Genomic DNA, 23,164 nt, shown 5'->3' with positions numbered 1-23,164 from the left:
TCCGCCCTTCCCTTCCGGGGCGGAGGACGTCCTTGCGCGCGCGTGTCCACGCGCCTCCCGCAGCCTGAGCAGGAGCCGGAGACTCCATGTCGGAACTTTTGCAATTCCTTTTCTCCGGGGTGACGGTCGGCGCGGTCTACGCGCTCGTCGCGCTCGGATTCACGATCATCTACAACGCCTCCGACGTGGTGAACTTCGCGCAAGGCGAATTCGTCATGCTGGGCGGGATGATCACCTGGTTCGCTCATCAGGCGGGGATTCCCCTGCCCGTGGCGGCCTTCCTCGCGATCTCGATCACCGCCGCCATCGGCGTGGCGATGAACAAGCTGGCCATCGAGCCCGCCAGAGGCGCGCCCATCGTCTCTCTGATCATCATCACCATCGGCGCCTCGATCTTCCTTCAGGGCGCGGCGCAGCTCGTCTTCGACAAGCAGATCCATGATTTCCCGGCCTTCTCGGGAGACGCGCCGATCCGCGTCGGCGGCGCGACCATCCTGCCGCAGAGCCTCTGGGTGATCGGCGGCGCCCTGGCGGTCTTCGTGGGGCTCTGGATCTTCTTCACCCGCACGCTGCTCGGGCGGGCGGTGCTGGCGACCTCCAATAATCGGCTCGCGGCGCAATTGGTGGGGATCAACACCAATTTCGTCATGACCCTCTCCTTCGCGCTGTCGGCGGGGATCGGGGCTCTGGCGGGCGTGCTGGCGACTCCCATCACCCTGACGGCCTACAACGTCGGCATCGCCTTCGCGCTCAAGGGCTTCGCGGGCGCCATGCTCGGGGGGATGGGCAATCCGAAGGGCGCTCTGGTGGGCGGCTTCCTCATCGGCCTCATCGAGGCCCTGACGGCGGGCTATCTCTCCTCGCAATACAAGGATGCGGCGGCCTTCGTGGTCATTCTGCTGGTGCTGTTCGTGCGGCCTCAGGGCCTCTTCGGACGCAAGTCGACGGATCGGGTGTGACCATGAAGATGACCCCGAAACTCGCCACCCTGCTCGTTCTGGGCGCTCTGGTGCTGCTCGCGCCCTTCCTGTTTCCCTCCAACTTCTATTACCGCGTCGGCTCGCTGATCTTCGTCAACGCCATCGCGGTGACGGGAATCGTGATCCTCACCGGATACGCCGGACAGATCAGCCTCGGACACGCCGGATTCGCCGGAATCGGCGCCTACGCCTGCGCTCTGGCGCCGGCGCATTTCGGCATTCATCCGGCTCTGGCGGTGGTGCTCGGCGCAGCGATCTCGGGGCTTCTGGCCTGGCTGGTCGGACGCCCCATCCTGCGCCTCAAGGGCTATTATCTCGGTGTGGCCACGCTGGGGCTCGGCATCCTCATTTCGATGATGCTCAACAACGAGCGCCAGCTCACGCGCGGACCCGATGGAATCGACGTCCCCGAACTCGGCATGCGCGCCCTGCTGAAAGGCTGGGGGCTGGATCTGACCAACGGCCAGTTCTGGTATTATTTCTGCGGGCTCTGCATGATCCTCGGGGCCTGGCTGGCGCTGAACCTGCACGACAGCCCTTCGGGGCGAGCCCTGCGGGCGCTCCACGGCTCGGAGATCGCGGCGCGCACGGTGGGCGTGGACGTCGCGCGCATGAAGCTCCAGGCCTTCGTCATCTCGGCGGTCTACGCCTCGGTTTCGGGCTCGCTGCTGGCGCTGCAGAACAAGTTCATCACGCCGGACGTCGCGGGCTTCATGCATTCCATCGAGATGGTGACCATGGCCGTCCTCGGCGGAGTGGGCTCGGTGCTGGGCGCGATCTTCGGCGCGGCCATCCTGACGCTGCTGCCGCAGGTGCTGACCATCTTCGCGGAATACGAACAGCTCGTGCTCGGCCTCGTGATGATGCTGGTGATGATCTTCCTGCGCGAAGGGCTTCTGCCCTCGATCCTGCGCAAGCTGAGGAGGAAGGGCGAATGACCGCATCGCGCGACGACCGCACGACCCTGCTCTCCGTCGAGGGCCTGGGCATCTCCTTCGGCGGACTCAAGGCCGTGAACGACGTGAGCTTCGCCGTGAAGCCCGGAGAAATCGTCTCGGTGATCGGGCCGAACGGCGCGGGCAAGACCACGCTCTTCAACATGATCTCGGGCGTCTATCAGCCCGGCGCGGGCCGCATCTCCCTGAACGGCGAGGAGGTGACCGGCATGGAGCCCCATCTCCTCGCGCGGCGCGGCATGAGCCGGACCTTCCAGAACCTCCAGATCTTCCAGAGCATGACCGTTCTGGAGAACGCCATATCAGGCTTTCATCTTCAGGAGCGCGGGTCGGTCCTGGCGGATCTGCTCGGCCTGCCCGCCTCGCGCAGGAGGGCCGGAGCCGCCGAGGAAGGCGCGCGCAAGCTTCTGGCGCGGGTGCGTCTGGAGGAGGAGGCCGACCGCGAGGCCGGGAATCTCTCCTATGGCTCGCTGAAGCGGCTGGAGATCGCGCGGGCCATGGCCTCGCAACCGAAGATCCTGCTGCTCGACGAGCCCGCCGCCGGATGCAACGCCGTGGAAACCGAGGAGATCGACCATCTCATCGCCGAGATCGCGGCCTCGGGCGTGGCGATCCTGCTGGTGGAGCATGACATGAAGATGGTCATGCGCATCTCCAACCACATCGTGGTGCTGGATCATGGCGAGAAGATCGCCGAGGGCGATCCGGCGACGGTCAGCCGCGATCCGGCGGTGATCGCGGCCTATCTCGGCGCGGAAGCCCGGACGGGAGGGGATCATGCTTGAAGTCGAAGGCCTGCGCTCCCGTTACGGGCGCATCGAGGTTCTGCACGGCGTCGATCTGAAGGTCTCGCAAGGCGAGATCGTCACGGTGGTCGGCGCCAACGGCGCAGGCAAGACCACGCTCCTGCGCTGTCTGTCGGGCGTTCAGCCGGTCTCGGGCGGGAGGATCTCCTTTCAGGGCCAGCCCCTGACTGGAGTCCCCGCCTGGAAACGCCCGGCCAGAGGTCTGACCCAATCGCCGGAGGGACGGCAGATCTTCGGCAATCTGACCGTCGAGGAGAATCTCCGGCTCGGCGCCTGGAACTTCAAGGACGAGCGCGTCGGGAAGGACATGGAGGACGCCTTCCAGATGTTCCCCATCCTCCGCGAAAAGCGCAATCTCGCGGCGGGCGGGCTCTCGGGCGGACAACAGCAGATGCTCGCCATGGCCCGCGCGCTGATGGGGCGTCCGGCCTGCCTGCTGCTCGACGAGCCCTCGATGGGGCTCGCGCCGATCATCGTGCAGCAGATCTTCGACGTGGTGGAGAGCCTCAGGGGGCGGGGCGTCACGGTGCTGCTCGTCGAGCAGAACGCCTTCGGCGCCCTGCGCATCGCGGACCGGGGCTACGTCATGGAGAACGGCAGGATCGCCATGCAGGGCGCCGCCGCCGAACTCATCGCCGATCCGCGCATCCGCGAAGCCTATCTGGGGATCTGAACATGAGCATGAGCGTCGTCAGCATCGGGCGCGAGGGCGAGATCGGCGTCGTCGTCGTGGATAACCCGCCGGTCAACGCCCTGTCCCAAGGTTTGCGTCAGGGGCTCTGGACGGCGGCGGATCATCTCGACGCCGATCCGGAGGTCAAGGCCGTGGTCCTGCTCTGCGCGGGCCGCACCTTCATCGCCGGAGCGGACGTCTCCGAATTCGGCAAGCCGCCCATGGAGCCGCATCTCCCGGACCTCGTGGACCGCATCGAGCGCGCGGCGAAACCCTGGATCGCCGCGATTCACGGCTCGGCTCTGGGCGGCGGCTTCGAGGTGGCTCTGGGCTGCCGCTTCCGCGTGGCGCTTGAAAGCGCTTCCGTCGGGCTGCCCGAGGTGACTTTGGGGATCATCCCCGGCGCTTCGGGCACGGTGCGCACGCCGCGTCTGGCCGGAGTCGCGGCGGCGGCGGAGTTAATCACCAGCGGGAGGCCTCTGAAGGCCGCCAGGGCCAAAGCCGCCGGGCTGATCGACGCCGTGATATCGGGCGAGGATCCGGGCGAGGATCTGCGCGCGGGAGCCCTCGCCTTCGCCCGCGAGGCCCTGACCCGGCCCCTGCCGCCCAAGACTTCGGAGCGCCCCGTGATCGCCCCGGAGCCGGGCTTCTGGGCCGAGCAGGAATCCGCCGTGGGCAAGCGCGCCAAAGGCGAGGCCGCGCCCTTGCGGGCTCTGGCCAGCCTGCGCAAGGCGGCGGAGGCCTCCTTCGCCGAGGCCATGGCCTTCGAGCGCGCGACCTTCCTTGATCTGCGCGGCTCGGAGCAGGCGGCGGCCTTGCGGGCGGTCTTCTTCGCCGAGCGCGCGGCGCCGCGTCCGGCCCATCTGAAGGGCGTCGAGCCGAAGGCGCTGAAGCGGGTCGGGGTGATCGGCGGCGGCACCATGGGCGCGGGCATCGCCGCCGCGCTCCGCGACGCCGGATTCTCCGTCATGCTGATCGAGCGCGACGCCGAGGCTCTGGCGCGGGGCGAAGCCAATCTGCGCGGGATCTTCGCGGGCGGCGTCAAGCGCGGCAAGCTCACCGAGGCCCAGGCCGAGGCGCGCATGGCAGGCGCGAGCTTCTCGACGGATTACGCCGCTCTCGCGGAGGCGGATCTCGTCGTCGAGGCGGTCTTCGAGGAGATCGGCGTCAAACGCGCCGTCTTCGCGGAGCTGACGCGTCATTGCCGCCCCGAGGCGATCCTCGCCACCAACACCTCTTATCTCGATCCGCGCGCCATCGCCGAGGGCCTGCCTCATCCGGAACGCTTCATCGGGCTGCATTTCTTCAGCCCGGCCAACGTCATGAAGCTTCTGGAGATCGTGCCGGTCCCCGAGACCTCGCCGGAAACCCTGGCGACCGGCTTCGCTCTGGCGCGGGCTCTGGGCAAGATCCCGGTTCAGGCCGGAATCTGCGAGGGCTTCATCGGCAACCGGATTCTCAAGCGCTATCGCGCCGCCGCCGAAGGCCTCGTGCGTCAGGGCGTCCCCATCGCGGAGGTGGACGCCGCCATGCGGGATCACGGCTTCGCCATGGGGCCTTTCGAGGCGCAGGATCTCGGCGGGCTGGACATCGCCTTCCTGCAACGCGAAGGCGCAAGGGCGGCGGGACATGACGTCCCGGAAACCCTCGGCGATCTCCTCGTCAGGGCGGGCCGCAAGGGTCAGAAAACCGGCGGCGGCTGGTATGACTACGCGCCCGGCGAGCGCAAGCCTCAGGCTTCGGCGGCGACGGCGGAGCTTCTCGCGCCGCGGATCGCGCCGGGTGCGCCGCTGGACCGCAAGGCCATCGCGGAAAGGCTCGTCGGCGAAATGGCGGCGGAGGGCGAGGCCATCCTTGCGGAAGGCGTGGCGCTTCAGCCCTCGGACGTGGATCTGGTCGAGATCCACGGCTACGGCTTCCCCCGCTGGCGCGGCGGCCCCATGTTCGCCACGGGCCGCCGCTCTTCCTGACGCCCGCAGTCCGGGCCGGGCGGAGGAGAGGGGCGATTCCCGCAGGGGAGTCGCCCTTTTCGGCCTCAGTCGCCCCAGACCCGTCCGAGCAGCGCCAGCCAGTTGCGCGAAGCCAGCTTGTCGATCAGCTCCTCGCCATAGCCATGGCGACGGCAGGCCTCCCAGAGCTTCGGCAGACCCGAGACGTCGCGGATCTCGGCCGGAATCTCGGCGCCGTCGAAATCCGAGCCGAGCCCCACGCGATCCTCGCCCAGAATCCCGATCAGATGATCCAGATGGCGGAGCATGTCCTCCAGCGGCGTGTCGGCGTCCTGCCGCCCGTCGGCGCGCAGGAAGGCCACCGCGAAATTCAGACCCACCATGCCGTCGCGCTCGGCGATCTGGCGCAATTGGCGGTCGGTCAGATTCCGGCTCGAGGGCGTGACCGCATGGGCGTTGGAATGCGTCGCCACCAGAGGCCCGGAGGTCAGGCGGGCGACGTCGTCGAACCCCTTCTCGTTGATGTGCGAGAGGTCGATCATGATCTTCAGCTCGTCGCAGAGCCGCGCCAGATCCCGACCCGCCGGAGTCAGCCCCGGCCCGGTGTCGGGCGAGGAGGGAAAGGCGAAGGGAACGCCATGGCCGAAGGCCGTCGGGCGCGACCAGACCGGCCCCAGAGAGCGCAGGCCCGCTTCATGCCAGACGTAAAGCGCGTCGAGATCGGGGCCGATGGCCTCGGCGCCCTCCATATGGGCGACGGCGGCGATGCGTCCGGCGGCCATGGCCGCGCGGATCTCCGCCAGGCTGCGGCAGATCTGCAGATCCCCCGTGCGCTCCAGCCAGAGCAGATGTCCCATCATCGCCAGAGCCATGGGCTGCGCCGCCTCCAGAGGCAGGGGCGCGGGCAAGGGCACCTGATAGGGCGGATTGCGCATCATGCGCTGAAAGGCTTCGTCGTCGAAGGCCTCGGGCGAAGGCATGTAGATGGCGAAGAAGCCCCCGACGAAGCCCCCCGCCCTCATGCGCGGAAGATCGAGCTGGCCATGGCCTTCGCCCTCGCGCCAGATGCGCTCCCGCAGATGGGGCGCGCGGAAGAGCCTCAGGAGAAAGTCGTTATGGCCGTCGAAGGTCTGGGGAAGAGGGGGCGTCATGGAGTCTCCTGCGCGGGATAGCCTTCGGAGGCGGCCAGAAGCCGCCGCGTGTAATCCTGCGTCGCGGCGCGGCGCCGGAGGGCCTCGCGGGTCAGGGTCTCGACCTCGAGCCCCTGGCTCATCACCAGAAGCCGGTCGCACATATGCGCCACCACAGCAAGGTCATGGCTGACCATCAGATAGGTCAGCCCGCGCCGGGCGCGCAGATCGTCGAGCAGATTCAGCACCTCGGCCTGAATCGAGGCGTCGAGCGCGGAGGTGGGTTCGTCGAGCAGCAGGATCTTCGGCTCCAGGATCAACGCCCGCGCGATGGCCACGCGCTGACGCTGTCCGCCCGAAAGCTGATGCGGATAGCGGAAGCGGAAGCCCGGCCCGAGCCCCACCGCCTCCAGAACCCGGCGGATGCGCCCTTCGCGGTCGTCGAAGCGATGGATGGCCAGAGGCTCCGAGAGCACGCGGTCGACCGTATGGCGCGGATGCAGCGAGCCGTAGGGGTCCTGAAAGACCATCTGGACGCTGCGATGGAATCCCGCCGAACGGGCGGTCTTGCGCAGCTCCTCGCCCGCCACCCGGACGCGTCCGCCCGAAATCGGCGCCAGACCGCAGATCGCCCGCAGCACGGTGGATTTCCCCGAGCCCGATTCCCCGACGATCCCGAAGCTCTCGCCCTCGGGCACGCTCAGCGAGACGCCCCGCACCGCCTTCACCCGCCCGAAGGCGACCTCCAGATCCTCGACTTCGATCATTTCGCCCACTCCGCGTCGCGCCGGAGGGTCGGGAGGGGGCGCAGGTCATGGTCGAGATCCGGCGTGCAGCGCATCAGCCCCCGGGTATAGGGATGTTGCGCCGAAGCCAGATCCGCGGCGGCCAGCTCCTCGACCACCCGCCCCGCATACATCACCAGCACCCGGTCGCAGAATTGCGAGACGAGCTTCAGATCATGGCTGATGAAGATCAGGCCCATCCCGCGCTCGGAGACGAGGCGGTCCATGATGCGCAGCACCTCGATGCGCACGGTCACGTCCAGCGCGGAGGTGGGTTCGTCGGCGATGAGCAGATCCGGGTCCGGCGCCAGCATCATGGCGATCATCGCGCGCTGGCCCATGCCGCCCGAAAGCTCATGGGGGTAGGAATCGTAAACCCGCTCCGGATCGCGGATCATCACCGCCTCCAGCATGGCCAGCGCCTTCGCGCGCTTTTCGCGACTGCTCAGCCCCCCCACCCGCCCGAGGGCCTCGGAGATCTGGCGGCCCACGGTCATCACCGGATTGAGCGAATATTTCGGGTCCTGCATCACCATGGCGATGCGCCTGCCGCGCAGAGCCCGCCACTGGCGCTTCCCCGCGCCGCGCAGATCCTGACCGTCGAAGCTCAGGGTTCTGGCCGTCGCGACGCCCGGCGGCGGCGTCAGGCCCATGAGCGCCCTGCCCGTCTGGGACTTCCCCGAGCCCGATTCCCCCACAACCCCCAGACGCTCGCGGCCGAGGGTGAAGCTCACGCCGCGCACCGCCTCGCGGGGGCCCTGGCGCGTGGGGAAGGTGATCCGCAGATCCTCGACCTTCAGAAGCTCCGTCATCTCGCGGCCTTGGGGTCGAGCGCGTCGCGCAGCCCGTCGCCGAGCAGGTTGAACCCGAGCGACACCACGAAGATCGCCAGGCCCGGCATGGCCGCCACCCACCATTGATCGACGATGAAGCGGCGTCCCGTGGCGACCATCGCGCCCCATTCGGGCTCGGGGGGCTGGGCGCCGAGCCCGAGGAAGCCGAGTCCCGCCGCCGTCAGGATGATGCCCGCCATGTCGAGCGTCACGCGGATCACCACCGAAGGCAGACAGAGCGGCGCCACATGGCCCCAGAGAATCCGCGCCGAACTCGCGCCCTGAAGCCGCGCGGCGCTGATGAAGTCGCTGTGCCGGATGGTCATGGTCTCGGCGCGGGCGAGCCGGGCGTATTGCGGCCATGAGGTCAGAGCGATCGCGATCACCGCGTTCTCGATCCCCGGCCCCAGAGCCGCCACGAAGGCCAGAGCCAGAATCAGCCGCGGGAAGGCCAGAAAGATGTCGGTGATCCGCATCAGCACGGCGTCGACCCAGCCGCCGAAGTAACCCGCCGTGGTTCCGACCAGAAGTCCGATGGGCGTGGCCGTCACCACCACGAGCGCCACCACCTGAAGCGTCAGGCGCGCGCCGTGGATCACGCGGGTGAAGATGTCGCGCGCCTGATCGTCGGTGCCCATCCAGTGCGCCGCCGAGGGCGGCAGAAGCCGTTCCGTCCGCAGGGGGCCGCCGATGAGCGGATTCCCCGGCGCGATCACGTCGGCGAGGGCCGCGACCAGCGCCAGCCCGACCACCACCGCCAGACCGACCATCGCCAGAGGATTCTCCCTCAGCGCCAGCCAGCCCCGGTAGAAGGAGCCGAGCCGGGCCTGTCGGCGCGATCCGGGCTCCTCGGAGAGCAGCCAGGCGCGGCGGCCCGACCAGGTGAAGGGTTGCGGCTCGAAAGGCGCCGTCATGAGCCCCTCCTCACGCGCGGGTCCAGCAGACGATAGAGCAGGTCCGAAACCAGGTTGATGAGCACGAAGACCACGCCGATCACCAAGGTCGAGCCGAGGACCGCGTTCATGTCCGCGTTCTGGAGCGAATTCGTGAGATATTGCCCGAGCCCCGGCCAGGCGAAGATCGTCTCGGTCAGCACGGAGCCCTCCAGCAGGTTGATGTAGGAGAGGCCGACCACCGTGATCATCGGCACGGCGGCGTTGCGCAGCGCATGACGCCAGATGATCCGCGTCTCGGAGATTCCCTTGACCCGCGCCGCCGTCACATATTCCTGAGACAGCTCGTGCAGCATGAAGCTGCGCGTCATGCGGCAGATGTAGGCCATCGAGAAATAGCCCAGGATGCAGGCCGGAAGGATGATGTGCGAGAAGACGTTGCGGAAGACGTCCCAGCGCCCCTGCAGGGCGCTGTCGAGCAGCAGGATTCCCGTGCGGGGCTGGAAGCTGAACTCATGGGCGATGCCGATGCGTCCCGGCCCCGAGACCCAGCCCAGATTCGCATAGAAGATCAGAAGCCCCATCAGGCCGAGCCAGAAGATCGGCGCGGAATAGCCCACGAGGCACAGCACCCGGATGATCTGGTCGACCCAGCTTCCCTTCCAGGCCGCCGCCGCGACGCCCATCGGCGCCCCGATCGCCACCCCGAGGATCAGCCCCAGGGTCGCCAGTTCGAAGGTGGCCGGAAAGACCCGCCGCAGGTCGTCCAGGATCGGACGCTTGGTCAGGAAGCTTTCGCCGAAATCTCCGGAAAGGACCTTCTTCAGATAGATCCAGAACTGTTCGACCATGGGCCGGTCGAGCCCCAGCTCCCGATAGACCCGGTCATAGGTCGAGGCGGGCGCCCGGTCGCCGATGATCGAGAGCACCGGATCCACCGGCACCACCCGCCCGATGAGGAAGGTCACCACCAGAAGTCCCAGCAGCGTCACGGCCAGAGAAAAGGCCAGCCCGCCCACGCCCCGGAGAAACCGGAGCACGCGCGTCCGGACGCTCTCCGCTTCAGACTCCGGCCTCTCCGGCGCCTCTGCGGACGCCGGGGCCTCCTGTCGCGCCTGCATGGCGCGTCAGTCCTTCGTCACGCCGGCGATGGAGTTGTCGTTGAACGACGGCCCGATCACGAAGCCATGCACGTTGGCGCGCGTGGCGGCGGTCTCGATCTGCTGGAACATGATCACGAAGGGCGAGACCTGCTGATGCTCGCGCTGGAGGCTCAGATACATCTCCGCGCGTCTGGCGGCGTCGGATTCCAGCATGGCGGCGTCGGTTTGCGCGGTCATCTCGGGGATGTCCCAGGCGTTGCGCCAGGCGAGGGGCTTGGCGGCGGCGCCGTCGGAGTTGTCGGCGTTGCGGGCGAAGGTGTCGGCGTTGGTGTGAGGATCCTGATAATCGGCGCCCCACTGGCCGATGTAGATGTCATGGGTGCGGGCGCGATATTTGGTCAGGGTCTGGCCGCCGTCGCCGGGGATGATCTCCAGCTTCACCCCGCCGAGCGCGAAGGTCTGCTGGATGGCGGTCGCCATGCTGGTGACGTCGTTGGTGTTGCGGGTGTCCATCGTGACGGTGAAGCCCTCCGGAAGCCCCGCCTCCGCGAGCAGGGCCTTCGCCTTCTCCACATCCAGCGCGAAGGGGGTTTCGTCCAGCGCGCCGAGGAAGCCGTCCGGCAGGAAGGCCTGATGCACCCGCGCGCGGCCCTTCATGATGGTGTCGGCGATGGCGCTGTAATCCACGAGATGCTTCAGCGCCTGACGCACCTCGGGCTTCGCGAGGTTCGGGTTCTTCTGGTTCAGGCCGAGATAATAGACCGTGCCCTTCACGCCCTCCTGCATCCGGATGTCCGGATTGGAGGCGAGGGCCGCCATCTCCTCGGGCCCGAGGTTGCGGGCGATGTCCACGTCGCCGGCCTCCAGCAGCAGGCGCTGGGCGGCGGGCTCGGGGATATGCCGGTAGATGGCCCGGGCCATGGCGGGCGCCGCGCCCGCGTAATGGGGATTGCGCTCCAGGATGATCGCCTCGTTCGGGCGCCATTCGCGGATCGAGAAGGGGCCGGAGCCCGCGTAGTTCGTCTTGAGCCAGCCGTAGCCGTAATCGCCGTCGGCGGCGTGCTCCTCGACGAGCTTCTTGTCCACCACCGCCGCCACGGTGGCGGTCAGGCAATAGAGCACCAGAGTCGGGGCGTAGGGCTTGTCGGTCTCGAATTCGAAGGTGTAGTCCCCGGTCTGGCGGATCTTCGCCTCGACGTTCTCCGCATTGAATCCGAGCTGCCCGATGATGAAGGCCGGGGACTTGTCGAGCTTCACCGCCCGCACCAGCGAATAGACCGCATCTTCGGCGGTCATCGGATTCCCGGAGGCGAAGACGCGGTCCTCGCGCATCTTGAAGGTGAAGGTCTTGCCGTCCCCGGAGACGGTCCAGCTTTCGGCGGCGCGGCCGAAGATCTTCGAGACGTCGTCCAGCTCGTAGCCGATCAGCGTCTCGTAGGTGTTGCCGATGATCTCCGAGGAGGTGAATTCGAAGACCTCGCCCGGATCGAGGGTCAGCACGTCGTCGATGGACCAGGCGGCCACCAGCGTGTCGGGCGGAGTGGCCGCCAGAAGCGCCGAAGGCGAGGCGCTCCAGGCGAAGGCCGCCAGAGCCGCAGCCGCGATCCAGGCCTTGCCGCGTTTTCCGGAATGCAACATGCCGAACCTCTCCCGTTCTCCCCGCGTCGTTCCGACGTCGGCGTTCATCTCTTCGTCATGGATTAGCGGACGCCGGGACCTCGAAGTCAAGACCGTTCCCGAGCCCGCCCCGGCGCGCGGAAGGCGAGGCGGACCGCCGCTCGGGAGGGACGCGCGGGCGGATCGGGCGCCGCATCGCAAAAAACCCGGCGGAGACTGTGGCGCCGCGAACGGAACTGTGAAAAAAATAACGAATCCGCCCCAGCGCCGGAGAGCCCGCATGTCGATCAAAGCCGCCATCCGTCACGTCACGCATTACGCTTACGACCGCCCGGTCACGCTCGGACCGCAGATCATCCGGCTGCGTCCGGCGCCGCACAGCCGCACGCGCGTGATCTCGCACAGCCTCAAGGTGGAGCCTCAGCCGCATTTCGTGAACCACCAGCAGGACGTCTACGGCAACTGGCTGGCGCGCTTCGTCTTCCCGGAGACGGTCCGCGAGTTCAAGATCACGGTCGACCTCGTCGCGGACATGACCGTCTACAATCCCTTCGACTTCTTCGTCGAGGAATCCGGCGAGTTCTGGCCCTTCCAGTATTCCGAAGACATCGCGCCCGATCTGGCGGCCTATCTCCAGCCGGAGGAGGGCGGGCCGCTCTTCGAAGCCCTCCTCGAAAGCCTGCCCAGGGACCGCCAGCGCACCATAGACATGCTCGTCGGGCTGAACCGGATCGTCTCCGGCAAGGTGTCCTACGTCATCCGCATGGAGCCCGGCGTCCAGACGCCCGAACAGACCTGTGAGATCGGCTCCGGCTCCTGCCGGGATTCGAGCTGGCTTCTGGTGAATCTGCTGCGGCGGCTCGGGATCGCGGCGCGTTTCGTCTCGGGCTATCTGATCCAGCTCAAGCCGGATCGTCAGGCGCTGGACGGGCCCTCCGGCACGGATCACGACTTCACCGACCTGCACGCCTGGGTCGAGGCCTATCTCCCCGGCGCGGGCTGGATCGGGTTCGACCCAACCTCCGGGCTTCTGGCGGGCGAGAGCCACATCCCCCTCGCCGCGACGCCCCATTACCGCAACGCCGCCCCCATCGCGGGTCTGGCCTCCTACGCCGAAGTGAAGTTCGACTTCGACATGCAGGTCTCGCGCGTGGCGGAGCATCCGCGCATCAGCAAGCCCTTCTCGGAGGAGTCCTGGAAGGCGCTGGACGCCCTCGGGCGCAAGGTGGACGAGGCCCTCGAAGCCGGAGACGTGCGGCTCACCATGGGCGGAGAGCCCACCTTCGTCTCCATCGACGATTTCGAGAGCCCCGAATGGAACGCCGCCGCCGTGGGTCCGCAGAAGCGCGCCCTCGCCGACGTGCTGATCCGCCGTCTGCGCGACCGCTTCGCGCCGGGCGGCTTCCTCCATTACGGCCAGGGCAAGTGGTATCCCGGCGAGAGCCTGCCGCGCTGGACCTTCTCGCTCTACTGGCGCGGCGACGGCCAGCCCATCTGGCGGAACGCCGACCTCATCGCCCGCGAGAAGCCCGGACCCGGCGCGCCTCAGGCCACGCCCGAATCCGCGCGGCGGCTTCTGGAGGCCGTCGCGGAGAACCTGGGCCTCGGGACGGAATACGTCGCCCCCGCCTATGAGGATCCCGCCGAATGGATCCTCAAGGAAGGCAAGCTGCCCGACAACGTCACGCCCGAGAATTCGAAGCTCAAGGATCCCGAAGAGCGCCTGAGGCTCGCGCAGGTCTTCGGGCGCGGGCTGACCAATCCGACCGGCTACGTGCTGCCGGTCCAGCGCTGGCAGGCTCAGGCCGCGCGCGGCTCGGGGCGCTGGATCTCCGAGAAATGGCGCACCCGGCGCGGCAAGCTCTTCCTCGCCCCCGGAGACAGCCCCGTGGGCTATCGTCTGCCGCTCGGCTCGCTGCGGCACATCTCCGCCTCGAACTACCCCTACATCAACCCCGCCGACCCCACCGCGCCGCGCGCGCCCCTGCCGGTCTTCCGGCCGGAGCCCGGGGCTCCGGAAGCCGCGCCGGAGGCGGCTCCTGCGCTCGGGGCCGACGGCCTCGCCCAGCCTGTCGCCAGCTTCGCCGCCGCCGAGCCGGGGCAAACCCGGATCGAGCAGCAGATCTCCGAGATCGACGGAGAGGTCCGCACCGCCCTGAGCGTCGAGCCGCGCGAGGGCAGGCTCTGCGTCTTCCTGCCGCCCGTCGAGCGCGCGGAGGATTATCTCGAACTCGTCGCCGCCGTGGAGGAGGCCGCCGCCGGACTCGGGACTCCGGCGCATATCGAAGGCTACGCCCCGCCGCAGGATTCGCGGCTCAACGTCATCCGCGTGGCGCCCGATCCCGGCGTGATCGAGGTCAACATCCACCCCGCCCATAGCTGGGGCGATTGCGTCGCCATCACCGAAGCCGTCTATGAAGAGGCGCGGCTCTCGCGGCTCGGGGCGGACAAGTTCATGCTCGACGGCAAGCATGCGGGCACCGGCGGCGGCAATCATGTGGTGGTCGGAGGCGCCACCACTCTGGACAGCCCCTTCCTGCGTCGTCCGGACGTGCTGCGCAGCCTCATCCTGCACTGGCAGCGCCATCCGTCGATGTCCTATCTCTTCTCGGGGCTCTTCATCGGCCCGACCTCCCAGGCGCCGCGCTTCGACGAGGCCCGCCATGACGCGCTCTACGAGATGGAGACCGCCTTCGCGCAGATCCCGAATCCCGGCGAGGGCCCGCCGCCCCTGCCCTGGCTGACGGATCGTCTGCTGAGGAATTTCCTCGTGGACGTGACCGGCAACACCCATCGCGCGGAAATCTGCATCGACAAGCTCTATTCCCCCGACGGCCCGACGGGGCGTCTGGGCCTGGTGGAGTTCCGCGGCTTCGAGATGCCCCCCGACGCCCGCATGAGTCTGGCGCAACAGGTGCTGATCCGCGCCCTGATCGCGCGTTACTGGGCCTCGCCGATCAAGGGCGAGCTCACGCGCTGGGGGACCACGCTGCATGACCGCTTCATGCTGCGCGAATTCGTCTGGGCCGACTTCATGGACGTCCTGCGCGACCTCAAGGACCACGGCTTCGACCTGCGCCCCGAATGGTACGAGGCTCAGGCCGAGTTCCGCTTCCCCTTCTGCGGCGAAGTCGAATACGAGGGCGCGAAGCTGGAGATCCGCCAGGCTCTGGAGCCCTGGCCGGTGCTCGGCGAGACGGGGGCCATCGGCGGCACGGTGCGGTTCGCGGACAGCTCCGTCGAGCGGCTGCAGGTCAAGCTGACCGCCGCCGATCCGGGCCGCCACCTCGTGACCTGCAACGGCCGCCGGACGCCTCTGACCGAGGTTTCGCCGGGGGTCCGGGTGGCGGGCGTGCGCTACAAGGCCTGGCGTCCCGCCGAATCGCTGCATCCGGTCCTTCCGGTGAACGCGCCCCTGACCTTCGACGTCTATGACACCTGGTCCGGGCGGGCTCTGGGAGGCTGCGTCTATCACGCGGCCCATCCGGGCGGCCGCAATTACGAGACCTTCCCCGTCAACGCCAACGAGGCCGAAGCGCGCCGCCTCGCGCGCTTCGAGCCCAGCGGCCATACGCCCGGCCTCTACGAGCCGCCCCCCGAACGTCCGAGCCGCGAATTCCCGCTGACGCTCGATCTGCGCCGCGCGCCGGGAATCTGAGCCATGACCGAGCCCAAGCTGGAGGGAGGAGCCATGGGCGGTTCGGCCCTCGATCGTCTGGACGCCCTGCTGAGGGAATACAAGCCCCTGCCCGGCGTGCCCGACGAGCTTCTGGACCGGCGCGGAGACATCCGCCCGCTCTGGCGGCCCTTCATGCGGCGCATCGCCGACATGAGCCCCGCCGATCTGGAGGAGCGCAAGGCGCGCGCCGACCAGTATCTGCGCGATACGGGCATGTACCAGCGCCAGTACGGCCCCGAGGCCGTCGAACGCGACTGGCCGCTCAGCCACATGCCCATGCTCATGGACGAGGCCGAGTGGCGCGAGATCTCCACCGCGCTGATGCAGCGGGCCGATCTGCTCGAAGAGGTGATGGCCGATCTCTACGGCCCCAACCGCCTCGTGGCGGAAGGCTGGCTGCCGCCGCAGCTCGTGGCCGAGAACCCCGAATGGCTGAGGCCCATGGTGGGCGTCAAGCCGCGCTCGGGCCATTACCTGCATTACGTGGCCTTCGACGTCGGGCGCGGGCCGGACGGCGCATGGTGGGTCCTCGGAGACCGCACCCAGGCGCCTTCGGGCTCGGGCTTCGCGCTGGAGACCCGCATCGCCACCACCCGCGCCTTCTCCGACGTCTACAATCAGGCGCGGGTGCATCGTCTGGCGGGCTTCTACCGGGCCGTCCGCGAGAGCCTCCAGGCCCTGCGCGGGCCGGAGAACGGGCGCATCGCCATCCTGACTCCCGGCGGCATGAACGAAAACCACTTCGAACACGCCTATATCGCGCGCTATCTCGGCCTGCTGCTGGTCGAGGGCGAGGATCTCGTGGTGCGCCACGGAAAGGTCATGGTGCGGACCATCTCGGGGCTGGAGCCGGTGTCGGTGCTCTGGCGGCGGATGGACTCCGGATGGGCCGATCCGCTGGAGCTGAACCCGGCCTCGCGGCTGGGGGCGGCGGGCATGGTCGGCGCCCTGCGCGAAGAGGGCCTGACCATGGTCAACGCCCTCGGCTCGGGGGTGCTGGAGACCCGCGCGCTTCTGGCCTTCCTGCCGCGCATCTGCCGGGCCCTGCGCGGCGAGACCCTGCGCATGCCCAACATCGCGACCTGGTGGTGCGGACACGCCGCCGAACGCGATTACGTCAAGACCCATCTCGAACGCATGGCGATCAGCCGGGCGCTCTCGACGAGCCTGCCCTTCGACCTCATGGACACGGCGGCGGTCGGCGGCGAATTCCGCGGCGACTTCGCCAGAACCGCGAAGACCCCGCTCACGGACTGGATCGAGGCCGAGGGCTCCAGGCTGGTGGGTCAGGAGGCGGTGACGCTCTCCACGGCGCCCGCCTTCGTCGAGGGCGTGCTGAAGCCGCGCCCCATCAGCCTGCGCATCTTCCTCATCCGCACCCCCGAGGGCTGGCGCGCCATGCAGGGCGGATTCCTGCGGGTGGGTGGCTCTCCGGATCCCGGCGCCCTGGCGCTGCGTCAGGGGGGCGCGGTGGCGGATCTCTGGGTGGTGGCGCGGGGCGCCCCCGACATCCAGACGCTCTACGCCCCCGCCCAGGGCCTCAAGCGCGAGACGCCCATGCTCTCCGCGCGGGCGGCGGACAACTTCTTCTGGCTCGGGCGCTACGTCGAGCGGGCCGAAGACCTCATCCGGCTGCTGCGCTCCTGGCACATCCGCCTCGCCGAGACGGACGACCGGGAGGGCCCCCTCCTCGCCTACGCCGCCAGCCTCCTCAAGGAGCGCGGCGCCGAAGTGGACAAGCCTATCCCCGAAGGCCTGATCTCGGCGCTCTCCGCGGCGCTGAGCAGCGCGGGGCATGTGCGCGAACGCTTCTCCTCGGACGGCTGGATGGCGCTGTCCGATCTCCAGAAGAGCGCCCGGCGTCTGGCCGCCAAGGTCGAGGCCGGCGCCGACGCCGCCCACGCCCTCAGCATCCTGCTGCGCAAGCTGACCGGATTCTCCGGACTGGTGCATGAAAACATGCATCACAATCACGGATGGCGCTTCCTGAGGGCCGGGCGATCTCTGGAGCGGGCGCTCTCCATGGTCGAATCCCTCGCCTGGTTCGGCGCGGCGGAGGCTCCGGAAGGAGCCCTCGACCTGCTGATCGAGGTGGGCGACAGCTCCATCACCCACCGGATGCGCTTCTCGATGGGCGCCACGCGGGAATCGGCGCTGGATTTGTTGGCTCTGGACCCCCTCAACCCGAGATCGGTGCTTTACGAACTCTCGCAATTGCGCGAGCATGTGGCTGCGTTGCCCGGCGCGAGACCGGAGGCGCCCCAGACGCCTCTTGAGCGCGCCGTGGTCCGGCTGCACGCCGAAGTGGCCACCGCCGCCCCCGAGGAGCTGACCGCCGAACGACTCGCGGAGCTCTCCGCACGCATCGGGGGGTTGTTCGGATTGATCGCGTCGGCTTATCTCCGCTGACGCGGCCCGCCGAGGGCGAAGCCGTGCGACGCCACAGGGAAGGAAACGCCATGGACCGCCACGCGACCGCAGTCTGGAAGGGAGATCTCAAGGGAGGGGCCGGCGTCATCGCCACGCAGAGCGGAGCCCTCTCCGGCCTGCCCTATTCCTTCAAGACGCGATTCGAAGACGCCGAAGGAAGATCCGGAACCAACCCCGAAGAGCTGATCGCCGCGGCTCATGCGGGCTGCTTCGCCATGCAGCTCTCGCATTTCCTCGCCGAGAACGGCACCCCCGCCGAAAACCTCGACGCCAGGGCCGTGGTGACGCTGATCCCCGGAACCGGAATCACGGGGAGCGCGCTCGTCCTGAGGGCGAAGGTCCCCGGACTCGACGACGCGAAGTTCCAGGAGCTGGCGACGAAGGCCAAGGAGAACTGCCCCGTCTCGAAGGCGCTGGGCGCGATCACGGTCACGCTCGACGCGCAGCTCGTCTGAGATCCGGGAGCGGCCGCCTCCTCCGGACAGGAGACGGCCGAACCCGGCGCGGCGCCGGAGCCTTCCGGCGGCGCATGTCCTCCGCAGGGGAGGCGGCCCTCGACGCGAGGCGTCCGGGGGTCGTCCCTGCGGAGCGACATCCCCCCCGAGCGCCGGACCGCCCGGGGGAGAGATCACATCGGGAGAACTCCCGACGGATGGATGCGGCGACGTCGGCCTTCTTCGGCCTCGCCGCCCCGGAGCGCGCCGGGGAGAGGCGCGATCCGCAGATTTCAGGGCCTCGCGGGCGACGCGCGAACGCCGCCCGGGGGCCGCCCGCTTCGGGCGCGAGGCTGGTCCGGGTTCGGGACGGGCGACGACGCATGTCCGTCCGCCGCTTTCGTCCGGGCTTCCGCAGGGACCTGCGCGGAAGCCCCCGGGGCCTCCCGCCCATTGAGAAATCGACGCGAGCCTTCTGGCAAGCCATGAAACGCCCCCGGCTTTTCCGGGCCGTCGAATTGGCGCCTCGCGCGTGGTTTTGGCGCGCGGCGCATGATGACGCAGACCGAAAAAAGGGGCCGACCTCGAATTCCGGCCCTGATCGACCTTGCGGATGATTCTCCGCCGTCATGTCCTATCTCTCTGCGGTCTCAAGATTATTTCCCGCAGGAAGAGCCGTTTCCCTCGGGCCGCGACCCTTGCGAGAACTCGCTCGGAGAGACTCCGTTGAGGCTCTTGAACTGTCGGGAGAAGCCTGTGGCGGTCTCGTAGCCGCAGGCTTCGGCGACCTCGCCCACGCCGCGCCCCTCCGTCAGGAGGCGCCGGGCCCGCTCCATCCGCGCGAAGGTCAGCAGGGCGGAGAAGCTTTTCCCGTAGAGCGCGTTCAGCTTGCGTTGCAGGCTGCGGTCGCTGGTGAGGCAGGCCGCAGCCGCCTGAGCCAGGTCCGCGCGGGGATCGGAGAGGCTCCGTTCGAGGAAATCCTCGAAGGCCCGCTTCAGGCGCTCCTCCTGGGGGGTCAGACTCGGCTCCTCCCCTCCGGCTTCTTCTGTTGCGGCTTCGGCGGGGGCGGCGGACTCCTCCTCCCGGGCCTCCTCCTGCGCTTCGGGCCCCGGCTCCTGCGTCTCCCCCGGCCCCGGCTCCTCCCGGGCCTCGGGCTCATGGGCTTCAGGCTCGCGGGCTTCGGGCTTCATCGCCCCGAGCTGCCGGAGCATCCAGGCGCGCATCGCCGCCTGAGCCCTCAGGCGGATGTCGATCTTCGCCAGCAGCTCGTCCGGATCGAAGGGTTTGGTGAGGTAGTCGTCCGCCCAGACCTCCATGGCGCTCTGATAGGAGTCGTCATCCTGCAGGGCGGTCAGGAAGATCACGGGCGTATGGGAGAAATCCTCATGGGTCTTCATGTGGCGCGCGAAGTCGAGGCCCGATCCGTCGGGCAGCATCACGTCGCAGAGCACGAGATCGACCGGCGATTCCTCCAGCGCGCTCCGGGCCGCCGCCAGAGAGCCCGCCGTCCGGACGGGCCCGAAGCGCCCGCCCACCAGAGAGGCCAGATAGCTGCGCAGATCCCGGTCGTCCTCGACGACCAGAATGCGCGCCCGCTCCGCTTCGGAGGCGCTTCCCGCCTCCGCTCCCGGCTCCGCCTCGGAGGAGGCCTCCGGCTCGGCGGCGCGGGGCTCGCCCCGGGCGTGGGCGGGCAGGAAGACCGCGATCTCGTTGCGGGCGCGGTCGATCGCGAGATCTCCTCCCGTCCTGCGCAGGGTGGCGGCGATGATCTCCACGCCCCGGTGCGGCGGCGAATCGGGCGGCGCGTTGCGGAAATCCTCCAGCCGCCGGAGCGCCTCCTCGGGCAGGGGCGGGCCGTCGTCCGAGACGCGGATCTCCAGACGCCCCGCCCGCAGATCCGTTTCGAGGCGCAGCCGCACCGGCGGCGCGCGATGCTTCACCATGTTCGAGAGCAGGTTGTGGAGGATCGTCTCCGCCGCTTCGGGGTCGAAGGTCGCGGCCTGAGGCCCGCGGATCTCGCAGGAGAGCTCCAGCCCCCTGGCGCGCGCGGAATCGGCGTAGAGGGCGCAGATCGGCTCCAGGAAGGCGCGCAGATCCACCGAGACCCGCCCCGAGGCCATGGGCGCACCCGCCTGAGCCACGGCGGTCATCTCGTCGCTGAGCTGGGTCAGGCGGTCGGAGGCCCTCTGCACCACCTGCGCCAGAGTCCGCCGCTCCTCGTCCCCCAGGCGCTCGCCGAGCAGCTTGCGCAGCGGCGCCCGGATCAGCGCCAGAGGCGTGCGGATCTCGTGGGCGGCGCGGGCGTAGAAGCGTTCGCGTTCGGCGGCGCTCTCCTGGAGCGCCTGATTGCTGTCGAGCAATTCGCGGGTCTTCTCGACGACGATCCCCTCCAGCTCGGCGTTGCGCAGGCGGATCTGACGCGCCCGCAGCAGCGCCAGACCCGCCAGAGCCAGCGCGCCCAGCAGGGCGTAGACGACGGCCCTGTACCAGCCCTGCATGCCGGGACGCACGACGAAGCTCTGGACGCGCGTCTCCGTGAGCAGCCCCGAGGCCCCCACCCCGCGATAGCTCAGCCTGTATTCCCCCGCAGGGAGGTTGTCGCGGTGCAGCTCGTGGGAGGAGCCCTGATGATCCACGAAATCCGCGTCGATGGGTTCGAGGCGCATCTGGAGCATGTTGGCCGGAGGATCGTCGAAATGCCGCACGCCGATCAGGAACCTGAGGCTCTGCGGCTCCACGCCGAGATCCTGCGGCCCCTCGCCCGTCATCGGGGGGCGCTCGAGCAGCTTCAGCGAGAGGACCGGCGGACGCCCCTCCTCGGGCGACAGACCGTCCGGATGAAAGAGCGTGAGCCCCCGGACCCCGCCCAGGGCGATCCTTCCGTCGCTCAGGGTCTTGAAGGCGTTGAAGTTGAACTCCCGGCTCTGCAGGCCGTCGCTGGTGCGGAAGGCGCGCTCCTCGCCGTCGGAGAGGCGGTGGCGCACGAGGCCGTTGTTGGTCGAGATCCAGAGATGTCCGAGCGAATCGGGAACCATGCTGTAGAGCATCTTGCTCTGGAAGGCCTTGGACTGGCGGATGAACCGGATCGGGCGCAGATCCTCCGCCGAGAGGATGCCCAGTCCGCCGCCGGTGGCGACGAAGAGGCGTCCGTCCTCCGTCTCGTGGACGGCCCGCACATTGTCGTCGGGCAGACGGTCGGCCCCGGCGATGGTCTCGAAGGCGCCGGTCTTCGGGTCATGCAGGACCAGCCCGGCGTCCGTGCCGATCCAGATGCGCCCGTCCCTGCGCTGGGAGAGGCCGCGGATCTGCGCGCCCGGCAGGACCGAAATCCCCTCGACGCCGGGCGGAAGGCGCGTGTGATGGGCGAGGATCCGCAGATCCGCCGAAAGCTTGTAGAGGCCGTCCTCATTGGTTCCGACCCAGAGGCTCCCTTCGGCGTCGGTCATGAAGACCCGCACCGTCGCGTCCTTGAGCAGCGTCTCGCCGTTCTCTCCCGGGACCGGCCCGCTCTCCTTGGTCCGCGGGTCGTAGAAGAAGACGCCGAGCCCCGCGTTCGGGCCCAGCAGCAGGCGGCCGCCATGGCTGACGACCGACCAGATCGTCTTGCCCCAGATCTCCGGATGGAGCTCCAGCTCCTCGATGCGCTTCTCGTGCAGATCCAGACGCCCGAGGCCGCCCTGTCCGCCGATCCAGAGCGCCCCGTCCTCCTCCTCCAGAGCCCAGGTCATGGCCGGGATGCTGCGGCTGCCGTTGGTCGGGGCGGGATAATAGGTTTCGAAGACGTCCGGCAGCATCGAGAAGCTGCTGGCGCCGCCGTTCCAGGCGCCCGCCCACATGCGTCCCGTCCGGTCGGGCATGAGGACGCGCACGTCGGGATTGCCCAGACGATGGGGCTCCCAGTCGTGAGCCTGGTAATTCTCCATGGGCTCGGCGAAATCGACGTCGGCGACGAAGATGCCCATCCGGCGCGTGCCGAACCACAACCGGCCGTCGTCGCCCTGCGCCATGGACATGACGCCCCGGATCGTCTCGGGGAAGGCGACCGGCGGCTGGACCAGCCTCCTGCGCTGCGGATCATAGGCCATCAGCCCGCCCGGAAGATTCCGGCTGGAGCTGAAGCCCGCCCAGATGCGCCCCTCGCGATCCCGGAAGAGCGCCCGCGCCTCCTCGCCCAGACCTTCGGGCGCCGATTCGCTCGCCGAACTCAGGGCGAGGAGCTCGGGCTCGCCCGGCTCGTAGAGGAAGAGGCCGCGCTTCGCGGCGCCGATCAGGAAGGCGCCGCCCTCCAGAGGCAGCAGGGAGAAGATCGTATCGCCCTTCAGGGCGGCCAGAGCCGGCGCCCGGGCCTCCTCGTCGGAGACGAGGGCGCCGTCCTCCTTGCGGACCACGAAGACGCCCTGCGAGGAGCCGATCCAGACGCGCCCCCGAGCATCCTGCGCGAAGGCCTGGACGTCGAGCGAGGCCAGGCCCTCGCCGGGGGCGTGCCCGAGAAACCGCGGCTCGTCGGAATAGAGCGAGGCGCCGCCGGTCGAGGTTCCGATCCAGATCTCGCCGTCGCGGTCGAGGAAGATGGCGTAGAGGTAATCGCTGCGCAGACCCGTCGCGACGTCGTCGCCCCGGAAGAGATATTGCGGCGCGCCGCCGCCATGGATGGTCACGCCTTCGCCGGTGGCGATCCAGATCCGCCCGTCCTCCGTCTGGATCATGCCGCCGACGGTGCTTTGCGAGAGCCCTTCCTCGATTCCGAACCGCAAGGCCCGCTTGGGAGTCTCGGCCTGCGCGGACGGACTCCGGAGCGTCGCCCCGAAGACCGCGAAGACCGCGAGCAGCAGAAGCGCCGCCGCCAGCCGCCCGAGCCGCCTCATCGCGACCGCCCGAGCCGATCCGCAGGGCCTC

At 68.9% G+C, this 23,164-nt stretch carries 15 protein-coding genes; 8 read left to right on the top strand and 7 right to left on the bottom strand.

Going from position 1 to position 23,164, the window contains the following annotated elements:
- Positions 1-86: 86 nt before the first annotated feature.
- The 5 genes from PHN62_RS08155 to PHN62_RS08135 are packed head-to-tail and all read left to right on the top strand — an operon-like array spanning position 87 to position 5,385.
- Entirely contained in the window at positions 87-959 is an 873-nt protein-coding gene (locus PHN62_RS08155) for a branched-chain amino acid ABC transporter permease (protein ID WP_300148858.1), read from the top strand.
- 2 nt (positions 960-961) lie between these two features.
- A complete protein-coding gene (locus tag PHN62_RS08150; protein ID WP_300148855.1) occupies positions 962-1,918 on the top strand; it encodes a branched-chain amino acid ABC transporter permease in 957 nt (318 codons plus the stop codon).
- Positions 1,915-2,721: an ABC transporter ATP-binding protein gene (locus PHN62_RS08145; protein ID WP_300148852.1), complete on the top strand. Its 807-nt coding sequence runs from the start codon at positions 1,915-1,917 to the stop codon at positions 2,719-2,721. Before PHN62_RS08150 ends, PHN62_RS08145 begins: the two co-directional genes overlap by 4 nt.
- A complete protein-coding gene (locus PHN62_RS08140; RefSeq protein WP_300148850.1) occupies positions 2,714-3,415 on the top strand; it encodes an ABC transporter ATP-binding protein in 702 nt (233 codons plus the stop codon). Before PHN62_RS08145 ends, PHN62_RS08140 begins: the two co-directional genes overlap by 8 nt.
- 2 nt (positions 3,416-3,417) lie before the next feature.
- Entirely contained in the window at positions 3,418-5,385 is a 1,968-nt protein-coding gene (locus tag PHN62_RS08135) for a 3-hydroxyacyl-CoA dehydrogenase NAD-binding domain-containing protein (RefSeq protein ID WP_300148848.1), read from the top strand.
- A gap of 65 nt (positions 5,386-5,450) precedes the next feature.
- On the opposite strand, the gene PHN62_RS08130 is transcribed toward PHN62_RS08135, so the two are convergent.
- Genes PHN62_RS08130 through PHN62_RS08105 form a run of 6 tightly spaced genes read right to left on the bottom strand, consistent with a single transcriptional unit; the run spans position 5,451 to position 11,746 of the window.
- Positions 5,451-6,515, bottom strand: coding sequence for a dipeptidase (locus PHN62_RS08130; protein ID WP_300148845.1), 1,065 nt, complete (start codon positions 6,513-6,515; stop codon positions 5,451-5,453).
- Positions 6,512-7,261 (bottom strand): ABC transporter ATP-binding protein, encoded by a 750-nt coding sequence (locus PHN62_RS08125; RefSeq protein WP_300148842.1) that lies wholly within the window; start codon positions 7,259-7,261, stop codon positions 6,512-6,514. The genes PHN62_RS08130 and PHN62_RS08125 overlap by 4 nt, the downstream gene beginning before the upstream one ends.
- On the bottom strand, positions 7,258-8,091 hold the full coding sequence (locus tag PHN62_RS08120; RefSeq protein ID WP_300148840.1) for an ABC transporter ATP-binding protein: 834 nt from the start codon (positions 8,089-8,091) through the stop codon (positions 7,258-7,260). Before PHN62_RS08120 ends, PHN62_RS08125 begins: the two co-directional genes overlap by 4 nt.
- Entirely contained in the window at positions 8,088-9,026 is a 939-nt protein-coding gene (locus PHN62_RS08115; RefSeq protein WP_300148837.1) for an ABC transporter permease, read from the bottom strand. The genes PHN62_RS08120 and PHN62_RS08115 overlap by 4 nt, the downstream gene beginning before the upstream one ends.
- Positions 9,023-10,126, bottom strand: coding sequence for an ABC transporter permease (locus tag PHN62_RS08110; RefSeq protein WP_300148834.1), 1,104 nt, complete (start codon positions 10,124-10,126; stop codon positions 9,023-9,025). The genes PHN62_RS08115 and PHN62_RS08110 overlap by 4 nt, the downstream gene beginning before the upstream one ends.
- A gap of 6 nt (positions 10,127-10,132) precedes the next feature.
- Positions 10,133-11,746, bottom strand: a complete 1,614-nt coding sequence (locus PHN62_RS08105) for an ABC transporter substrate-binding protein (protein WP_300148831.1) — start codon at positions 11,744-11,746, stop codon at positions 10,133-10,135.
- Positions 11,747-12,005: 259 nt separating this feature from the next.
- Here PHN62_RS08105 and PHN62_RS08100 point away from each other — a divergent pair, with 259 nt between their 5' ends.
- Genes PHN62_RS08100 through PHN62_RS08090 form a run of 3 tightly spaced genes read left to right on the top strand, consistent with a single transcriptional unit; the run spans position 12,006 to position 18,289 of the window.
- Positions 12,006-15,383, top strand: coding sequence for a DUF2126 domain-containing protein (locus PHN62_RS08100; RefSeq protein WP_300148829.1), 3,378 nt, complete (start codon positions 12,006-12,008; stop codon positions 15,381-15,383).
- 3 nt (positions 15,384-15,386) lie between these two features.
- Positions 15,387-17,813, top strand: a complete 2,427-nt coding sequence (locus tag PHN62_RS08095) for a circularly permuted type 2 ATP-grasp protein (RefSeq protein ID WP_300148826.1) — start codon at positions 15,387-15,389, stop codon at positions 17,811-17,813.
- Positions 17,814-17,863: 50 nt separating this feature from the next.
- A complete protein-coding gene (locus tag PHN62_RS08090; protein ID WP_300148823.1) occupies positions 17,864-18,289 on the top strand; it encodes an OsmC family protein in 426 nt (141 codons plus the stop codon).
- Positions 18,290-18,924: 635 nt separating this feature from the next.
- Here the strand turns inward: PHN62_RS08090 and PHN62_RS08085 are convergent.
- The gene (locus PHN62_RS08085; protein ID WP_300148820.1) at positions 18,925-23,133 is read right to left on the bottom strand and encodes a two-component regulator propeller domain-containing protein; all 4,209 of its coding nucleotides are present in this window, start codon (positions 23,131-23,133) and stop codon (positions 18,925-18,927) included.
- Positions 23,134-23,164: the final 31 nt, after the last annotated feature.

Source organism: Neomegalonema sp. (genome assembly GCF_028688855.1).
Lineage (GTDB): Bacteria > Pseudomonadota > Alphaproteobacteria > Rhodobacterales > Rhodobacteraceae > Neomegalonema.
The sequence above is the reverse complement of the archived record's forward strand: the minus strand, read 5'-3'. Positions and strand labels throughout refer to the sequence as shown.

Excerpts from the sequence above, each read along its gene's own strand:
- PHN62_RS08155 (WP_300148858.1), top strand. The coding sequence starts at position 87 with ATGTCGGAACTTTTGCAATTCCTTTTCTCCGGGGTGACGGTCGGCGCG.
- PHN62_RS08150 (WP_300148855.1), top strand. The coding sequence starts at position 962 with ATGAAGATGACCCCGAAACTCGCCACCCTGCTCGTTCTGGGCGCTCTG.
- PHN62_RS08145 (WP_300148852.1), top strand. The coding sequence starts at position 1,915 with ATGACCGCATCGCGCGACGACCGCACGACCCTGCTCTCCGTCGAGGGC.
- PHN62_RS08140 (WP_300148850.1), top strand. The coding sequence starts at position 2,714 with ATGCTTGAAGTCGAAGGCCTGCGCTCCCGTTACGGGCGCATCGAGGTT.
- PHN62_RS08135 (WP_300148848.1), top strand. The coding sequence starts at position 3,418 with ATGAGCATGAGCGTCGTCAGCATCGGGCGCGAGGGCGAGATCGGCGTC.
- PHN62_RS08130 (WP_300148845.1), bottom strand. The coding sequence starts at position 6,515 with ATGACGCCCCCTCTTCCCCAGACCTTCGACGGCCATAACGACTTTCTC.
- PHN62_RS08125 (WP_300148842.1), bottom strand. The coding sequence starts at position 7,261 with ATGATCGAAGTCGAGGATCTGGAGGTCGCCTTCGGGCGGGTGAAGGCG.
- PHN62_RS08120 (WP_300148840.1), bottom strand. The coding sequence starts at position 8,091 with ATGACGGAGCTTCTGAAGGTCGAGGATCTGCGGATCACCTTCCCCACG.
- PHN62_RS08115 (WP_300148837.1), bottom strand. The coding sequence starts at position 9,026 with ATGACGGCGCCTTTCGAGCCGCAACCCTTCACCTGGTCGGGCCGCCGC.
- PHN62_RS08110 (WP_300148834.1), bottom strand. The coding sequence starts at position 10,126 with ATGCAGGCGCGACAGGAGGCCCCGGCGTCCGCAGAGGCGCCGGAGAGG.
- PHN62_RS08105 (WP_300148831.1), bottom strand. The coding sequence starts at position 11,746 with ATGTTGCATTCCGGAAAACGCGGCAAGGCCTGGATCGCGGCTGCGGCT.
- PHN62_RS08100 (WP_300148829.1), top strand. The coding sequence starts at position 12,006 with ATGTCGATCAAAGCCGCCATCCGTCACGTCACGCATTACGCTTACGAC.
- PHN62_RS08095 (WP_300148826.1), top strand. The coding sequence starts at position 15,387 with ATGACCGAGCCCAAGCTGGAGGGAGGAGCCATGGGCGGTTCGGCCCTC.
- PHN62_RS08090 (WP_300148823.1), top strand. The coding sequence starts at position 17,864 with ATGGACCGCCACGCGACCGCAGTCTGGAAGGGAGATCTCAAGGGAGGG.
- PHN62_RS08085 (WP_300148820.1), bottom strand. The coding sequence starts at position 23,133 with ATGAGGCGGCTCGGGCGGCTGGCGGCGGCGCTTCTGCTGCTCGCGGTC.